Origin of the sequence: Alteromonas sp. McT4-15, from assembly GCF_020515205.1 — a bacterium.
In the GTDB taxonomy this organism is placed as follows: Bacteria; Pseudomonadota; Gammaproteobacteria; order Enterobacterales; family Alteromonadaceae; genus Alteromonas.
Genome location: NZ_JAJALG010000013.1, coordinates 48195 through 64988, shown reverse-complemented (window position 1 = coordinate 64988; position 16794 = coordinate 48195). Strand labels below are relative to the sequence as shown.

Here is a 16794-nt window from a genome sequence, read left to right as displayed (position 1 = left end):
TGCCTGCCTTTTTAGCCCATCATTTTTTCGATTGGCATTACAAGAATCGAGCTACAACCAAGTGCCTTAAGCTTTTCCATGGTTTCCCAGAACAATGTTTCTGTAGACACCACGTGGATAGCCACTTGTTCGTCATTTCCAGCAAGAGGTAATACGGTTGGGTTTTCAGCACCTGGAAGTAAGCTTTTTACCTGCTCTAAATAGGCTTTTGGTGCGTGTAGCATGATGTACTTGCTTTCTTTTGCTAGCAATACACCGTCAACGCGCGGCATTAAGCGATTAACCAGCGTTTCTTTTTCGTCGCTTAATTCGCCGTCAGCGCGTTTAATTAATACTGCTTTACTGCGGAAAATAACGTCTTTCTCAACAAGGCCGTTCGCTTCTAGCGTTGCGCCTGTTGATACCAAGTCACAGATAGCGTCAGCTACACCAGCGCGCGGAGCAACTTCTACTGAACCTTGAAGCATTACGGCTTTGGCATTGATACCTTGGTCTTTGAAATAGCGCTCAAGTAGGTAAGGGTAGGTGGTGGCCACTTTTTTACCCTCTAAAGACTGAATGCCTTCATATGCCATTTCATTAGGTACTGCGATTGATAGTCGGCAACCGCCGTAATCTAAGCGACGTAGTACTTCATACTCAAATGGCTTGCCGGCTGCTTTACGTTCGAGCATTTTTTCTTCAAGCTCGTTTTCGCCGATAAAGCCAAGGTCAACAACGCCATCCATAACAAGGCCTGGAATATCGTCGTCACGCACGCGAAGTAAATCGATAGGCTGGTTCGTTGAATGCGCAATCAGCAGGCGATCACGAATGTTTAATTTGATGCCAATAGCTTTCAGTAAAGCGATGCTGTCATCGCTTAAACGGCCTGATTTCTGTACGGCAATTCGAAGTCTTTTGCTGTTACTCATTGAAACGTTCCTTACACGTTGTATTTAAACTTTTTATTGCGCCTTAAACGAAAAAACCCTCGGAAGTTTCCTTCCGAGGGTCGAGAATTTGTACTATCTGCGCCACTGGAAGGAGTCATAGACCTTCCAGCACGAACCTGAAAGGTTATGCTTTGTGGTGATGGTGATGAATCGCTGCGCAGTTAATCATTTCTAAAAAATTAATTCCTAATTCTGAACGGCTGAAACATTATCGTTTTGACATACGATTTGCAAGGCTAAAGTGAACTCTTTTTAGTCAATGGGTCTAAATAAATGTATATATAGTAAAACTTTTCGATATGAATGATTGTGATCCTAATGTTTTTGAACTAGTCAGCAGATATAAAGATTAGGTGAAAAGGTACCATTTAACGTTGAGGAATGTATGAGTAACGATCTTTTGTTTCCAATTTTACCGCGCAACACTAAGGTACCTGTTGAAGTTGATGAGCGCGTGAAAAAAGTGCAAAAAACAAAAAAGTCTGACCATCTTTCAGAAGAAGATCGCGATCAACCCCAAGATGTGAAGCATGCTGAAGCCATTGAGAGAACCTCTAAAAAATCGTATGACAGCGAAAGCTCGCAGAACGAAGACGGTAGCGGGCTTAAGCATATTGATATTGACGTTTAGCGACTGGTATATAGCTCCTCAAAAAGTGCGGCGATCTGATTACTGACCTTATGTTTAGGCAAGTATAAAGGCAGAGGAATGCGTTTAGAATGTGACTCTTTTATTTTTACAGTCGCGCTTATGTAATTCTCCAAAACCGGCAGACCTTGCTCTTTTAACTGGTTAACTAACTGGGTGGGTAAATTGGCTTGGCTGTTGAACTGGTTTATTACCACACCTTGAAACATAAGCTCTGGATTGTGATCACTTTTCAATTCCATCACGTTTTCTAGCAAGCGATGGATAGCTTGTGCTGAAAAGTCATCGCAATCAAACGGGACACAGAAACCATCCGCTGCAATTAGTGCTGCTTTAGAATAAAAATTAAAATTGGGTGGCGTATCAATAAAGATGTAGTCAAATTTGCTTCGCAATTCTTTAAGTGCATCGCGAAGTTTAAAAATCTTGTAGCGTGTTTCAAGCTCTCTCTCTACTTCCGCCAACGCGGGTGAAGAGGGCATTACGAACAAGTTATCAAATGCCGAGGAGTGAACAAATTCTATTGGTTTCTTAGGTGTTCTAAAAATACCAACGACTTGCTTGAACATATCTGTGACAGTCAACGTGTTTTCGGTGACATCAACCCCCACATAGTGTGTGCTATTGCCTTGGGCGTCTAGGTCTACCAGTAGGGTTTTGTAACCCAGTTTGGCACTCTGTGCGGCCAAGTTCGTACTAATCGTTGACTTGCCTACACCACCTTTCTGATTGAACACTACACTTATCATACAAAGTCCTTTTACCTGAGTAGTACAAAATATGCCCAAGTAACTAATGATATGCAAAAGAAAAATGGCGCCAAAATAAGCGCCATTTATCGTGAGTATTAATTGAGTTCTTTATCTACCCAAAATTTTGTACCTTTGACCGTTGCTTGTAGTGCAAGGCCACTTTCGGTCATGGTGTAAACGGTGACATTGCCAAGGTAGCCTTCACCTTCCGCTGATGCACCTTTGTTACCCGCCTTAGCTGCGGCGTCAGCGTTGCCGCCCACTGTCCAGCCATTTTCTATGAAATAACGCATCGCCTGCGGTGTGTGGAAGACCATTACAATACGATAATCTTTTGCGCCCAATCCAAGACCTACACCACCTTCTGCCATGTTCATGTAGGTTTTGGCACCCGTTGTATTATTATTAACGACGCCGTATCCCGTGCCTGCTGCAAAGAAAATGACATTAACGTTGGCATTAGTGAATACGGCATAACCGGCTGCGTCTCTAATCTGCGAGCGGGTGTCTGGTTTTTCGGTGTAAAGTCGCGCTAACGCATTATCTTGCATATCGAGGATCGCTTGTCGTTTTTCTGCGACAGTGCCGTTGCCCATAGATGCACAAGCAGCAAGCGTAAGAACCGCTGCTACGAAAAGTGTTTTTATTGCTAACTTGCTATTTTTCATGCATTTCTCCTTAGCATGTGAAGTAAGTCTATGGCATAGCATTTTGCTCTGTCGATGCGATGGCCATGCCCAAACTGTTGCTTTCTTAAGGATATACGCAATAAACGTGCAAATTAGTTTTGTTGGCAATGAAATTCCGTCAATGTAAACGCGGATTTGCTACCATTCAATTTCGAGGTCCAAAGGACTTGGCCGCTCGTGTTGACCAACCATTTCTTCGTAAGGCGTGTTTTGACGAAGCCAAACATGATCAAACGACTCGCTGTCGAAATGCGCTCGAATTTCATTAAGACAATGAAATGTCTTTGGCTGTGCTTTATTGTCTCTCACTAAAGTACGTGTTGCGCCCATTCCGGTAGATGCTAAATAGTTACCACCTTCTAGTGATTCAATATATAAATTCATGATTGTGCCCTCATTAGTCCCACTTACATTTTTAGTTCAATGGCGAGGAAATGATCATTAATTTTGTGTCATGCATGGCCGCTTAGCCATTCCACCATTTGTTTTTGCACACCATAATCCCTGCCTCAGAGAAGTGATGCTGCAATAGTGATTTGTCTTTTTCGTTCAAAAACGCACCTATTTCACACTTCGCCTGGGTTGTGGAAAAAACAAGTTTGGGGATACGCCTGTTGTGAATATCTTCGATGTAAAACAAAGAGGTATGAAATCTCTGAAACACAAGTTGTGTGCCTTTTGAATTTATGATTTTTATCGTTTCGTTATTAATCACAACCTCTTCCCACTGGTAAGTCGCTCTCGATACTAAGTACATAATGAGTGAGAGTGCTAACACCTCGAGGCCCGCAAAAGGAAGAATGACCCATGCGCCTACAAGCGTCCAAGCTACTGCGATAGAAACAACAAAGCAGGTAAAGCCAAGCATTAGTAGCTTGGTCTGTTTCCATGTCGCGGAGCGGTTTGGTGATAATCGAAGCTGAGTGCTATCGTCAAATGTTGATATTTCTATCATCTTAGCTCATTAAAAAAGCGTAGTATAAATAGTGAGCCATCAGCGACTTTACTGTGCATTACAAGCTCACTTCTTGGTACCCTTAAACATAGTACTGACCTTATACGAATGATAGGTCGCAAAAAGATTGAAAATCACTCAGTGTTAGCATTGAGTGAAATAGCAAAGAGGACGTTGAGTGGCACTAGTTGTAAAGCACTTATCGAAGAAGTCGGTAACCATATTACTGGTATTAGTTTGGGCGAGTGTATGGCTTTTCCAGTCCAGCCCTCTCGATTTGGCGAAGGGGTACGGGCTTTTTTCTCTACTTGGCATCGTCGGTGCTATTTTTGCCAACTCTACTGGCGCGGGTGGGGGGGTTATTTTCGTTCCTTTTTTTAACTATTTGTCATTCTCCCCACAAGCCATAGTCGCCACAAGTTTCGCAATACAGTGTTGCGGTATGACTGCGGGAGCAATTACCTGGTGGCATTACTATCGAAGCCAACATCAGTTTGATGGATATTGGAAAGCACTACCTAGCACCTTAGTGCTTTCTATTCCTGCGTCTATTATTGGTATTTTGTTTTCGCAATTTTCAACGCAAGGCAAGGCGGTACTTAACAACTTATTGGGTGGCGCAAGCAATCTGCATATGTTGTTTGGCAGCTTTTCCGTGCTTCTGGCGGTCGCCATATTTGCCTCGATCCCAATGATGAAACGGTCTCATTTTAAAAAAGATATCACACGTACAGATGTTCTCGTTCTTCCTGCAATAGCTTTTATTGGTGGCGTTATCACAGCATGGCTTTCTGTAGGGGTAGGCGAACTGGTCGCAGTATACCTAATAATTCGAGGTTTCAACGTTACTATGTCTATCGCTGTTGCCGTCATTTTATCTGCGTTTACCGTTTGGTCGGCTCTACCATATCATGGCCTTATAAGCGATACCGTTGTGTGGGAAGTGGTGTTATTTGCTGGCATTGGCGCTATTGTTGGAGGAATGTTAGCGAAGTATTTAGTCCTCGCATTTTCTGTACAACGACTGAAACTATTCTTCGGTTTCTGGGTATTAATACTAGGCATATCTAGCTTACCCGTATTTTAAATTCAACCGCACTTCGCGTGCGCACGCCATTCTTTACATCAAAACGATAAAGGAGCGCTTATGCAGGCACAGTCGATAGAACCTCAAAATCTCTATTCCATTAAGCAACCGTCGTGGTCGTCACATAGCGTTATTTATCAAGTAAATACAAGACAATTTTCAGCATCAGGCTCCTTCTCAGGCGTCACCGAACAACTTGAGAGAATTAAGGCGTTAGGGGCAGATATACTGTGGTTGATGCCTATTCACCCAATTGGTGAAAAAAATAAAAAGGGTAAATTAGGTAGCCCTTACGCCGTAAAAGATTATCTCGCCATCAATCCTGAATTTGGTAATGAAGAAGACTTTCGAACGTTGATCAAAAAGGCGCATGAACTTTCACTTAAAGTCATTATAGATTGGGTTCCTAATCATAGCGCGTGGGATAATCCGCTAGTGGAATCAAATCCGCAATGGTACGCCAAGGACTACAAGGGCGACTTCAGGCCATCTCCTTGGTGGGACTGGAGCGATATTATCGAGTTTGATTACAGTCAAGTAGGGTTGCGCGAATACATGATTGCCGCAATGAAGTACTGGGTCGAAACGTTTGATATCGATGGTTTTCGCTGTGACGTGGCAGGTTATGTTCCCAATGATTTCTGGCAACAGGCAAGAACTGCACTCGATTCGGTAAAGCCTGTGTTCATGCTAGCTGAGTGGGAAAATAGAGATCTTCATGAAAAAGCGTTCAATATGACATACGCGTGGAGCTGGAACGAGACCCTCCACGAGCTGGCCCATGGGAAATGTTCACTAGATAGGCTGCGCAAATATTATTCTTGGAACGAGCGCAGTTGGCCCTTAAATGCTTACCGTATGACGTTTGTAAGTAATCACGATAAAAATGCGTGGGATGGTACCCAGCGAGAACAATTTGGCGATGCTCTTGAAGCTTGTATCGCGCTGTCGGTAATCGGGGAGGGTATGCCACTCATTCATAATGGCCAAGAAGCTGGCGAGACTAAACGCTTGGCGTTTTTCGAGCGTGATCCAATCGAATGGCAAGAGCATGCCATAGGCACTTTGTACCGCAAACTGATATCGCTTAAACAGTCTAAAACCGTATTAGGGAATGGCGAGTATGGAGCAAGAATGATTCAAATACCCAATTCAGATATGGATAGAGTATTTAGTTTCGTGCGCCATAACGAGTCAGAGAAAGTATTTGTTGTCATTAATTTCTCGAGTGACCACGTAGAGGTAGCGTTTGAAGAGCCATTGTTTGAAGGCAAGTATACGCACTGGGTCAGTAATGAGAGTAGGATGTTTAGCGCTGGCAGCGTGTCTAAAATAGCGCCTTGGCAGTTTGAAATTTGGGTTAGGTGAATCCGAAGTTGTTTTACTCAGACTTAACCCATTTATTCCTGCGGTACTAAAAAACTACGGCTTTGGCATAACAGAAATTTCTTTTAAGCAATATGCGTGGGCTACTCTAATTGGGCAATTACCTTTGGTCAGCCTCTATACCTACCTTGGTTGGGTGGGCGGAAACTCCATGCCAAACAGTGATGCTCATCCGCCAACGTATCAATGGGCGATCCTAGGTGGCGGTTTGCTCGTTAGTATAATAGTAACTTACGTTGCATACAGGCATACAAAAAAGAAGCAGCGTGCCTCGGCAACACCTGCATAAGGAGAAAGACAGGTGAATGTGAAAAGTTTTACGAAGCCTGATATGACTATGGTGCTAGGCGGATTAATACTCGCAGGATGCCTATGGGCATTTTTGGAGTTAGCAGGAATGGTGGTGAGTGGTGGCACCGCAGCAGTTGATGAAAAGCTATTATTGTTGTTTCGAACCGCTGATGATCTCTCTGACCCTGTAGGTGCGCATTGGGTTGAAGAGCTGATGAGAGACATCACTGGTTTAGGCGGGGTCGGTATTCTCACCTTTTTTACGTTGGCGTCAGCTGCCTATTTGTTGTTAATTAAGAAGCCCAAAATGGCGCTTTTTATTGTGGTGGCCATAGTCTCGGGTACCTTACTGAGTTTTGCGCTTAAATATGGCTTCGACCGCCCACGTCCCGACCTTGTGCCACATGGCAGCTATGTATACACCCACAGTTTTCCGAGCGGACACTCGCTTATGTCGGCATTAGTCTATTTTACCTTGGGTACTTTACTTTCACTCATTGAAGGCAGAAAGCGCGTAAAAGTATTTTTGATGTCTGTCGCTGCTCTTCTTACTGTTAGTATTGGTATTAGCCGTGTTTACTTGGGTGTGCATTGGCCGTCGGATGTACTGGCAGGCTGGACGGTAGGGATATTCTGGTCAATCTTATCGCTTATGATAGCCTCTTCCTTACAATCTTCCGGCACTATTGAGCAAGAAACTGATGACAATGATATGTCTCACGACAAGTCGGCGTTGCACAACATTTAAATGGCAACGCAGCTTATTGCGCTGTCAAAAGTGCTTTTTTTGCGGCGGGCTTGGTGAGTAGAGAGGTAAATGGAATGTGAGATAAAAGGGCAAGTATTTCAATGTCTCACTGGCAAACTAACCAACATTTTCCGATAATCATAGTTTTACGCTATTTGAATTTACCATGGAAAATCGACTTCCTTTATATAAGAAATTATTGGTCATGTATCGCATAGAGCCTGGATGCCTTGGTCCACAAGGTGCAGACTTTGTGGAAGACTTTTGTGTATTTGCAAAACAAAAGCTTAAAGATACACATGGTCACTGTTTGCGCTGGACAATTAAACCGCGGTATGACAAATCGCTGCCGGAGCTTGAGTTTCAGATAAAAAACGCAGTGGTGTCTCGTGAAAATGCAACTAAATACATGGGAAGTTTTGATATTGATATTGATGCTTTCGAAGAAAGCTTAGATGAGACATTGGCCGATTTGGTGGATGCGTATTTCGAAAGATAGAGAGACCTTGCCAAGCAAAGGCAAGGTCGCTACTCATTGAGCATTTTCTAGTCAATAGAGGTTAATTTTGCGTAGCCCTCTGATTCTAGCTCGTCATTCACGCATTCTAAAATAAATGCCTCCATCGGCTTGCCTTGCGTACCTTCATCTTCAGCAACTTCTGCACAATATTGCTTTAGTTCAGCAATCAGCTCAGCCGGGGCTTTCTCAGATTCGGTTGCCAATACCGAAAACGTCAGTGCGCTTAAACCAATTAACAACAAACCTTTCATAACCACCTCTTACATTGAGTTAACGATTAACATTTACGAGCTGAATATTGCGCCTAGTTGCTGATATTAAAAAGCTAATTTTTTTGTTCTAGAAGACAAATTCTTTTCATCATTGTGTATCGCTCAATGGGAATAAACTGAATGCTCTTGAGGGAAATGCAAACCTTTAATGGGCATTCAAAGCGCTTTTTGGCATAATGCGCGACCCTAAGTAAAAAGAAATAACAGCGTTAAGCCATGCCCACAATCAACAATGTTTTCTCATCAGACGGTCTACTTGCTAGTGCCATCAAGGGATTCGTGCCGCGTGAAGCACAAACCGAAATGGCAAAAGCTGTAAAGCGTGCCATTGATACGACCGGTAGCCTGATTGTTGAAGCGGGAACAGGTACTGGAAAAACCTTTGCCTATCTTGCACCTGCGCTATTAAGCGATGGCAAAGCAATTGTTTCAACTGGAACGAAAAACCTTCAAGAGCAATTATTTCATCGAGATCTGCCTTTGGTAAAAAAAGCATTAGGCAGTAAACGTAAAACGGCGTTGCTAAAAGGGCGAGCAAACTATCTGTGTTTACACCGCTTAGCACAGCATGGTGGTAACTCGACATTGGTAGAGAAAGATGTTTTAGGTCAGTTATCCGAAGTGAAACGCTGGTCTAGCACCACGAAAACAGGAGATATGGGGGAACTTAAAACGCTGCCAGAAGATGCGCGCGTTTTACCTATGGTTACGTCAACGGTTGATAATTGTCTTGGGCGAGATTGTCCAGATTATGAGGACTGTTATCTGGTGAAAGCGCGCCGTAAAGCGCTTGATGCTGATATTATCGTTGTTAACCATCATTTATTTTTTGCCGACATGGCACTCAAAGATACAGGGTTTGGTGAGCTAATTCCTGAGGCTGATGCCATTATATTTGATGAGGCACATCAAATTCCTGACATCGCTAGTGATTACTTTGGCGAGTCTTTGTCTACGCGCCAAATTCACGATATGGCAAAAGACATTACACTGCTATTTAGAACTGTGCTCAAAGATGCTGGGCAGCTCGATAAAGCAGCGGACAAATGTCGCATGATAGCGTCTGACTTGCGCTTGTTGTTTCCTGATAATCCCGAACGTGGCAATTGGGCTGAAGCCCTTGATAGAGATGACGTGAGGTTGCAAGTTGGCAAGCTTGCAGAAGCATTGGGTGTGCTTCACGAGGTGTGTAAGCTGCATATCGGCCGTGATAAAGACTTGGATAATATGTATGAGCGCGTGGTAGCCGCGCGAGAGCAGCTTGATGCGCTGAGTGATAACCAACAAGAAAATGTTAGCCTGTGGTATGAAACCACGCAGCGTCATCTGATTATGCACTTAACGCCATTATCAATTGCGGCAAAGTTCAGACGCTTTGTATCATCCCCCCCACGAGGTTGGATTTTCACCTCAGCAACGCTAATGGTGAATGGTGGCTTTGAGCATTTCCAGCGACGTATGGGGCTAGAAGAGGCAGAAACGCTAGGGCTCGATAGCCCGTTTAATTACCCTGAGCAAGCCATGCTATGTGTACCACGTTACTTGCCAGAGCCTAACAGCTTTAAGATGCGAGAAACGCTTTTAGAGACCGCTAAGCGTTTAATCAAAGCCAGTCGTGGACGTTGCTTTTTGCTATTTACTAGCCACGCGATGCTCCGTGAGATTGCTGAGAAGCTTGAAAATGAGGTTGATAACCCTTTGCTGGTGCAAGGGACTACCACAAAACAAGCGCTGCTTGATGCCTACCTCGCTGATGAAAAAGCCGTACTCATGGGCACTGGCGCGTTTTGGGAAGGCGTAGATGTGCGCGGCAATGACTTGGTTTGTGTGATGATTGATAAGTTGCCCTTTGCTTCTCCTGATGATCCATTGTTGCAAGCACGCATGGAAGATGTAAAAAAGCGCGGAGCAAATCCTTTTGGCGTCATTCAGATCCCACAAGCAGTAATTACGTTAAAGCAGGGCGCAGGACGATTAATACGAGACCCGTCAGATAAGGGCGTGTTGGTTATCTGTGATAATCGCCTTGTGACTAAGCCCTACGCAAAAACATTTATTGGTAGTTTGCCAGATATGAAGCGTACAAGAAGCCTCGATGAGGTAGAACGCTTCCTTGCTAACATCGATGAAGACTAATTTTGTAAGAGAAAATTATGAAAATTCTAGCTATTGATACAGCTACAGAAGCATGTTCAGTTGCTCTGCAACACAACGATGTGGTTACATCGCGATTTGAGGTGTGTCCTCAGCAGCACAGCCAACGTCTACTTCCTATGGTAGACGAGGTGCTAAAAGAAGCGGGCTTGGCACTAGGCGAATTGGATCTACTGGCATTTGGGCGCGGGCCGGGCAGTTTTACTGGCGTTAGGATCGCAACGGGCATGATTCAAGGGTTAGCGCTTGGAAGTGGCCACAAAGTTGCTGGCGTGAGTACGTTAGAAGCCATGGCGCACGAAACTGCCACAATAAATAGCATCGACAACCTAAATGCAAATAAAGACTACTACATAGCGGTGGCTTCAGATGCGCGTATGGATGAGGTCTATTTCGCGGTGTATAAGTATTCAGGCAATGCCATTTCGTTAGTGATAGAAGAGCAGGTGTGTCCACCTAATGTTGCCATTGAACAATTAGATGCACTTGATGACGCTAACGATGTTGTTGCAGCAGGAACTGGCTGGACGGCATATGAAGAATTGACGCATTGGCTAAAAGACAATTCGAGTCAGGAGATGGCGACGGTGACGTTACCCAATGCACGCTTTATGCTTGAGCTTGCTGCCGTCGCGTTTAAGCAAGGTAATGTGTCAGATGCCGTTGCGGTTGAGCCAGTCTATTTACGCGATAAAGTCACATGGAAAAAATTGCCTGGTAGAGAGTAGTAATATAGATTCACAGCGTCGTAACAGCGGCGCTGGTGTAAATATTGCATAGCCATACCTTGTATGAACATAACTAATAACTTCTCTATACCGTCATCAGGCGCTGAACAAGGGCGTGTTGGCAGGATAAGCAAAGACCCGCAGCAACAAGAAAAGGGGCAAGAACAGTCGTCATTGAAGGCGATGGTTGTTGCGCCTGACGAACAAGGCACAGACAACGCCAAAGCCTATCAGCAGTTCATCAGAGAAGATGGGAATGCGTATTCTCAGCAGGCTATTGCCTCTTATACGAGCTTCGAGAAGCTCAAGCAGCGAGAATCTATTCAATCTATGTTTGGTGTGGATATTTACGCATAATTACGTACTTAGCAGTATATTGCCATTTGATGGTGAACAATTTCTCTATATTGTGCTCTAACACCCATGCGGCACTCTCTTTACAAGTAATTGTTTAAGTTCTAAAACCTAAAGCCATTTTACGAGACGTTCAAGTGAGCTCGGCTATGTAAATTATCGTTTTGTAATAGAACGTTAGTGGTGGTTGTCGCGTAAAAATGCTACTGTCAGTAAACTGAATTGGCGCGTTGTTTTGCATTGCCACGCATTACCTCTTGATAGGTGCCAATGAAACGGACAAGCATATAATGTTGTTTTAGGGATTTCTTAGGAGCAGTAAAATGTCTCGATTCTTGTTGCTACTCGCGGTTGTTGTTTTCTCTGGTTGTGCCATCGTTCCAGAGAGTATTGATGTACCTGAGGGTACTCAACTTGTTAGCTATTCAAAAGCAGTAACCTCAGGAGCTAACGCGCAAGGGCAGAAAGCGCGATGGGGTGGACTTATCGTAGGTGTTGAGAATAAGCCCAATTTAACCCTGATCGAGTTAGCTCAATTTCCGCTTAATCACTACGGTAAACCCAATACGGGTGGCGAAACTGCCGGACGCTTTAAAGTACAGATTGATGGATTTGTTGATCCCATTGTATTTGAAGAAGGGCGAGCTGCGACGTTTTTAGGTACCTTAACGGCGCCAACGGCAGGGATGGTTGGTGAGCAGCCTTATATATATCCGACTATCGTTGCTGATGACTACCACATGTGGCGAAAGCGAGATGTTTACGAGGTAGATACCTTCTTTTTTAACTATCATACAGGTTGGTACTCACCATTTTATGGGTTTTACAGCCCGTTTTATCATCCTTGGGGACATCCCGGTTTTAACCGCACACGAGTCATAAGATATAGAAGTGCACCAAGTAAATCCGCAATGCCGAGCCGTTCTCAAGGTAGAATTATGCAAAGCAATGATGCCGGTCGCTCTGGCGAGCAATCAAACTACAAACGAAAATAACAGCAAATAAAAGAAGGCGGCATATAATTGCCGCCTTCTTCGTATGTCATGGCAATAATTGGTCGTTGTTATATGCTAATAGTTGCCGCAAAAGGAACTGCCAATGTTGGAAACAGAATTTAATGCTGGACCGTTGCAACTCGCTGCATTAGATAATCAAGGAAGTGGACCTGTTGTTATTGGTCTTCATGGCTATCTAGATAATGCCGAGAGCTTGCGCCCTCTTTCTCCCTATTTGCAATCGTACCGATTTATTGCCTTAGATCTTGCTGGACATGGGCGTTCACAGCATCGGCCGATCGGTGCTCAGTATAATCAAGCTGACTATATTCAAGATTTATATGCGCTTATTGAGGAAAATGGATGGGAGTCGGTCATACTATTAGGGCATTCATTGGGGGGAATATTGGCAACGATGTTCGCAGCTTTATTCCCAGAAAAAGTGTCAGCAGTAATCAGCATCGATGCGTGTGGCCCGCTCACTCAGCCTGCAACTACGACCTCTGAGCAAATGCGTGAGGCTGTGCTAAGTCGACACACAAAACGCCGTAACAAATTGCGAATTGTAGATTTAGACGAGGCGGTGAAGGCGAGATGCAAAGTCTCTGACATTCCACCTGACCACGCGCAAGTAATACTCTCACGTAACCTTACGCAAGATGCGGGTGGACATTGTTTTTGGTCCTCTGACCCAAGATTAAGAACTAAGTCGGTGCTGCGCCTTACTGAAGACCAAGCCGAAAACTTAATGAGAGAGATTCGATGCCCAGTACTATTTATCGGAGCATCGAACAGTTTTAAGCAGTTAGAGACTGTTTTTCCTAAAAGAGCCCCGTGGTTCAAAAATGCACAATATGTGCAATTCGTAGGCGGTCACCATATTCATATGGAAAATACTGACGATGTAGGCCTACTAATTCGGCAATTTGTTGAGCAATTGTAAATTGGGCCGTTTATTTTTTTTTACACATCCTATACTATTCGCAAGTTATCAGACCAGTTATATGAGACGCGGTCTCTTTGCGCTCATAAAAGTAGTATAAGAATAAAGTAGAGGAGGTTTTGGTGGAAAAAACCTGGCTTAAGCATTATGACCCTCGTGTATCCGCAGAAATTGATGCAGATCGCTATGCGTCTGTTGTAGACATTTTCGAGCAGTCGGTTAAAAAGTTTAAAAATAAAGAAGCCTTCATTAACATGGGGCATTCTATTACCTTTGAAGAGCTCGATACGTTGTCGGCGCAGTTTGCGGCTTATTTGCAAGCAAGTGGATTAAAGCGTGGCGATGCTGTGGCAATCATGATGCCAAACCTTCTTCAGTATCCTGTAGCTATGTTCGGGATTTTGCGTGCAGGTATGGTGGTTGTTAACGTAAACCCACTTTACACGGCCCGCGAATTAAAACACCAACTTAACGATGCAAATGCAAAAGCCATCGTTATTGTTGAAAACTTCGCGTGTACATTAGAAGAAGTTATCGCAGAGACTAATCTACAAGAAGTCTTTCTTACTGCACTAGGTGACATGTTACCAGCGCCAAAACGCTGGATTGTTAATGCCGTAGTGAAGTACGTGAAAAAGATGGTTCCTGCTTTCAACTTGCCAGAGACTACATCTTTCACTGCTGCCGTTAAGAAAGGGCAGTCGCTGGAATACAAGCGCCCTGAAATTGCAAATACTGACTTAGCATTTTTGCAATATACCGGTGGTACAACTGGCGTTTCAAAAGGCGCAATGTTGACGCATCGCAACATGGTAGCAAACCTTGAACAGGTTTCGGGTATTCTAGAAACAGTTATCGAGGAAGGGGAAGACTTTGTTGTTACGGCCCTGCCTCTTTATCATATATTCGCTTTGCTCGCGAACTGCCTAATGTTCGTAAAGTATGGTTGTCGCAACCTACTTATTACTAATCCGCGCGATATGCCAGGGTTTGTAAGCGAACTGAGCAAATACCCATTCACCATTTTGCCAGGTGTAAACACATTATTTAATGGCTTGTTAAACACCCCAGGGTTTGACGAACTTGATTTTAGCAAATTTAAGTTTGGTCTTGGCGGCGGTATGGCAGTCCAGCGTCCTGTTGCTGAAAAATGGGAAAAGGTTACCGGAACGGTATTGCTTGAAGGCTACGGCTTGACTGAGTGCTCTCCTGTTGTGGCGGTAAACCCTCCACAAATAGAAGCGTATAAAGGCGCTATTGGCATGCCTGTACCGTCTACGGATATTAAGCTGCTTGATGACGACGGAAACCCTGTTGAAAAAGGTGAGCCAGGCGAAATGTGGGTGAAAGGCCCACAAGTGATGAAAGGCTACCTGAATCGCCCTGAAGCAACAGAGGAAGTGTTGAAAGACGGTTGGCTGGCAACGGGTGACATTGCAACGATAGATGATGAAGGTTATCTGTATATTGTTGACCGTAAAAAGGATATGATCCTCGTATCGGGCTTTAACGTGTTCCCTAACGAAATAGAAGAAGTGGCTGCCATGCATGAAAGCATTGTAGAAGCTGCTGCAGTTGGGGTTCCACACGAAGTAAGTGGTGAAGTTGTTAAGTTATTTGTAGTACGCAACAATGAATCACTGACTGAAAAAGAGGTAATTGCGCACTGCCGTAATCACCTAACAGGTTACAAAGTACCTAAACAAGTTGTTTTCAAAGATGACTTACCTAAAACCAATGTAGGAAAAATTCTGCGTCGGGAGCTTAGAGACTAATCAACTATTTTTAGAATTAGTTTTTTAAAGCCGGCGTGAGCCGGCTTTTTTATTACTGTGCAAAATTATGCAATATCAATTAATAACGACATTTGAACAACTAGAAAAAGTATGTACTACAGCGCAGCGTCAAGAAGCAATAGCCCTTGATACCGAGTTTGTAAGAACACGTACACTTACTCCCCACTTAGGACTCATTCAACTGTATGACGGCCATCAGTTGGTGTTAATCGACCCGCTCGCTATTGAAAATATGCAGCCATTTGTGGCGCTGCTTGAAAATACTGATGTTGTTAAGGTATTGCATTCGTGTTCCGAAGACTTAGAAACGTTCTTAACTGCATTTGATACTATTCCAACCCCCATCTTTGACACGCAATTCGCCGCAAGCGTACTTGGAAAAGGGCCAACGCTGGGTTACGCAAAGCTCGTTGAAATGCTTTGTGACGTAGAGCTGGACAAAGGAGAGTCTCGAACAGACTGGTTAGCCCGTCCGCTACGAGAAGCGCAACTAAGCTACGCAGCTAATGATGTACTGTATCTACTGCCGTGTTATCAGCAGTTAGCCAGTGAAATACAGGCAGTAGGTAAAGCCGACTGGGTGTTTGAAGAAATCGCGTTGCTAGGTGCAAAAAAACGAGCGCAAATGCCTGAAGACTTCGCATACTTACAAATTAAAAATAGCTGGCGTTTAAATGCAGAGCAGTTAACGGTTTTACAAGCGTTAGCTGCATGGCGCTTGAATACTGCAAGAAAGAAAGACTTAGCGCTTAACTTTGTGTTTAAAGAAGGGCACTTATTTGAAGCGGCACAGCGTTTGTCAGATAGCAAATCTGCATTATCTCGAATCAATGGTGTTAATCATCAATCGGTGCGCCGTTATGGCGATACCATTGTTGCAATTATTGAAGAAGCCCGTACTAAATTCGCGCAAACGCCTGAAAAGTTCAGGTTGCCTGTTGTACTGCGTTTAATTGATATTCCTAAATATAAAAAGACGCTGGCTGAGTTAAAGAGTGTTTCTGAGCAAATTGCTGATGAAAATGGTGTAAGTAGCGACGTTATTGCCTCTAAAAAGCAGTTAAATCAATTGCTAAAATGGTACTGGTTTCAAGTTGATGAAACGCGAGTGCAGGGGCTTAAGCCTGACGTGTTGTCTACCTGGCGAGCGCCGTTATTTCAACCTTATGTATCAAAACTGTTGGGCGATGCCCCATAACTACGAATAAAATTTACCTCTAACACAAGGCGAGACGTATTATGCTATGTGCGGTATATAAAACCCGAAGAAAAGAAGGTATGTATTTATACGTACCTAAAAAAGGTGACTTTAGCGATGTGCCAGAGCCTTTGATGGCGCGCTTTGGTTCACCAGAATTGGTGACCATATTAGCGTTGGAAAAGCGCGAACGTTTGGGTCTTGTTGACAAACAAAAGTTGATCGATGAGCTCAATGACAAAGGTTTCTATTTACAAATGCCGCCCAAAGAAGACAACTTGCTAGAACAGCATCGCGAGTCACTCGGCCTTTCTAAAACGCCTGACAAAAAGTTCTAAGTTA

At 43.9% G+C, this 16794-nt stretch carries 20 protein-coding genes and 1 other annotated feature; of the genes, 14 read left to right on the top strand and 6 right to left on the bottom strand.

From position 1 onward, the window contains the following. Positions 1-11: 11 nt before the first annotated feature. Positions 12-914 (bottom strand): ATP phosphoribosyltransferase, encoded by a 903-nt coding sequence (gene hisG, locus LHL20_RS11350; protein ID WP_226433405.1) that lies wholly within the window; start codon positions 912-914, stop codon positions 12-14. A 51-nt stretch (positions 915-965) separates the two neighbouring features. Further along, positions 966-1084, bottom strand: a sequence feature (His leader region). Between the two features lie 236 nt (positions 1085-1320). Between hisG and LHL20_RS11345 the strand changes: the two genes are divergently transcribed. Then, the gene (locus LHL20_RS11345; protein WP_202261937.1) at positions 1321-1566 is read left to right on the top strand and encodes a hypothetical protein; all 246 of its coding nucleotides are present in this window, start codon (positions 1321-1323) and stop codon (positions 1564-1566) included. On the opposite strand, the gene LHL20_RS11340 is transcribed toward LHL20_RS11345, so the two are convergent. The 4 genes from LHL20_RS11340 to LHL20_RS11325 form a co-directional block, all read right to left on the bottom strand. Beyond that, positions 1563-2333, bottom strand: coding sequence for a ParA family protein (locus LHL20_RS11340; protein ID WP_226433404.1), 771 nt, complete (start codon positions 2331-2333; stop codon positions 1563-1565). The two genes, LHL20_RS11345 and LHL20_RS11340, sit on opposite strands and share 4 nt — an antisense overlap. A 98-nt stretch (positions 2334-2431) precedes the next feature. Further along, entirely contained in the window at positions 2432-3004 is a 573-nt protein-coding gene (locus tag LHL20_RS11335; RefSeq protein ID WP_202261935.1) for a YSC84-related protein, read from the bottom strand. Positions 3005-3163: 159 nt separating this feature from the next. Then, positions 3164-3409 carry a DUF6482 family protein gene (locus tag LHL20_RS11330; RefSeq protein ID WP_159626303.1) on the bottom strand — a complete coding sequence of 82 codons (246 nt, stop codon included), beginning with the start codon at positions 3407-3409 and terminating at the stop codon, positions 3164-3166. Positions 3410-3491: 82 nt separating this feature from the next. Beyond that, positions 3492-3980 carry a DUF2244 domain-containing protein gene (locus tag LHL20_RS11325; RefSeq protein WP_226433403.1) on the bottom strand — a complete coding sequence of 163 codons (489 nt, stop codon included), beginning with the start codon at positions 3978-3980 and terminating at the stop codon, positions 3492-3494. Between the two features lie 226 nt (positions 3981-4206). Here LHL20_RS11325 and LHL20_RS11320 point away from each other — a divergent pair, with 226 nt between their 5' ends. From LHL20_RS11320 to LHL20_RS11300, 5 genes are all read left to right on the top strand, one after another. Beyond that, entirely contained in the window at positions 4207-5067 is an 861-nt protein-coding gene (locus tag LHL20_RS11320; RefSeq protein ID WP_264180903.1) for a sulfite exporter TauE/SafE family protein, read from the top strand. A gap of 60 nt (positions 5068-5127) precedes the next feature. Continuing rightward, entirely contained in the window at positions 5128-6435 is a 1308-nt protein-coding gene (locus tag LHL20_RS11315) for an alpha-amylase family glycosyl hydrolase (RefSeq protein WP_226433401.1), read from the top strand. Beyond that, positions 6416-6742: a TVP38/TMEM64 family protein gene (locus LHL20_RS11310; protein ID WP_226433400.1), complete on the top strand. Its 327-nt coding sequence runs from the start codon at positions 6416-6418 to the stop codon at positions 6740-6742. The genes LHL20_RS11315 and LHL20_RS11310 overlap by 20 nt, the downstream gene beginning before the upstream one ends. Positions 6743-6760: 18 nt before the next feature. After that, the gene (locus tag LHL20_RS11305) at positions 6761-7492 is read left to right on the top strand and encodes a phosphatase PAP2 family protein (RefSeq protein WP_226433399.1); all 732 of its coding nucleotides are present in this window, start codon (positions 6761-6763) and stop codon (positions 7490-7492) included. 166 nt (positions 7493-7658) lie between these two features. Continuing rightward, the gene (locus LHL20_RS11300; RefSeq protein ID WP_226433398.1) at positions 7659-7991 is read left to right on the top strand and encodes a hypothetical protein; all 333 of its coding nucleotides are present in this window, start codon (positions 7659-7661) and stop codon (positions 7989-7991) included. Positions 7992-8038: 47 nt separating this feature from the next. On the opposite strand, the gene LHL20_RS11295 is transcribed toward LHL20_RS11300, so the two are convergent. Beyond that, positions 8039-8263: a hypothetical protein gene (locus LHL20_RS11295; protein WP_159626289.1), complete on the bottom strand. Its 225-nt coding sequence runs from the start codon at positions 8261-8263 to the stop codon at positions 8039-8041. Positions 8264-8500: 237 nt separating this feature from the next. Here LHL20_RS11295 and LHL20_RS11290 point away from each other — a divergent pair, with 237 nt between their 5' ends. The 8 genes from LHL20_RS11290 to LHL20_RS11255 all read left to right on the top strand — a co-directional run bounded on the left by LHL20_RS11290 (position 8501) and on the right by LHL20_RS11255 (position 16790). Further along, the gene (locus LHL20_RS11290; protein ID WP_226433397.1) at positions 8501-10420 is read left to right on the top strand and encodes an ATP-dependent DNA helicase; all 1920 of its coding nucleotides are present in this window, start codon (positions 8501-8503) and stop codon (positions 10418-10420) included. 17 nt (positions 10421-10437) lie between these two features. After that, positions 10438-11166 (top strand): tRNA (adenosine(37)-N6)-threonylcarbamoyltransferase complex dimerization subunit type 1 TsaB, encoded by a 729-nt coding sequence (gene tsaB / locus LHL20_RS11285; protein ID WP_226433396.1) that lies wholly within the window; start codon positions 10438-10440, stop codon positions 11164-11166. Between the two features lie 63 nt (positions 11167-11229). After that, on the top strand, positions 11230-11523 hold the full coding sequence (locus LHL20_RS11280) for a hypothetical protein (protein ID WP_226433395.1): 294 nt from the start codon (positions 11230-11232) through the stop codon (positions 11521-11523). 320 nt (positions 11524-11843) lie between these two features. Then, the gene (locus LHL20_RS11275) at positions 11844-12515 is read left to right on the top strand and encodes a Slp family lipoprotein (protein ID WP_159626281.1); all 672 of its coding nucleotides are present in this window, start codon (positions 11844-11846) and stop codon (positions 12513-12515) included. A gap of 103 nt (positions 12516-12618) precedes the next feature. Then, positions 12619-13458, top strand: coding sequence for an alpha/beta fold hydrolase (locus LHL20_RS11270; RefSeq protein WP_226433394.1), 840 nt, complete (start codon positions 12619-12621; stop codon positions 13456-13458). A gap of 122 nt (positions 13459-13580) precedes the next feature. After that, positions 13581-15233, top strand: a complete 1653-nt coding sequence (gene fadD, locus LHL20_RS11265; RefSeq protein ID WP_159626277.1) for a long-chain-fatty-acid--CoA ligase FadD — start codon at positions 13581-13583, stop codon at positions 15231-15233. A gap of 67 nt (positions 15234-15300) precedes the next feature. After that, the gene (rnd, locus tag LHL20_RS11260; RefSeq protein ID WP_226433393.1) at positions 15301-16452 is read left to right on the top strand and encodes a ribonuclease D; all 1152 of its coding nucleotides are present in this window, start codon (positions 15301-15303) and stop codon (positions 16450-16452) included. 41 nt (positions 16453-16493) lie between these two features. Next, the gene (locus LHL20_RS11255; RefSeq protein ID WP_159626273.1) at positions 16494-16790 is read left to right on the top strand and encodes a YcgL domain-containing protein; all 297 of its coding nucleotides are present in this window, start codon (positions 16494-16496) and stop codon (positions 16788-16790) included. Positions 16791-16794 lie beyond the last annotated feature (4 nt).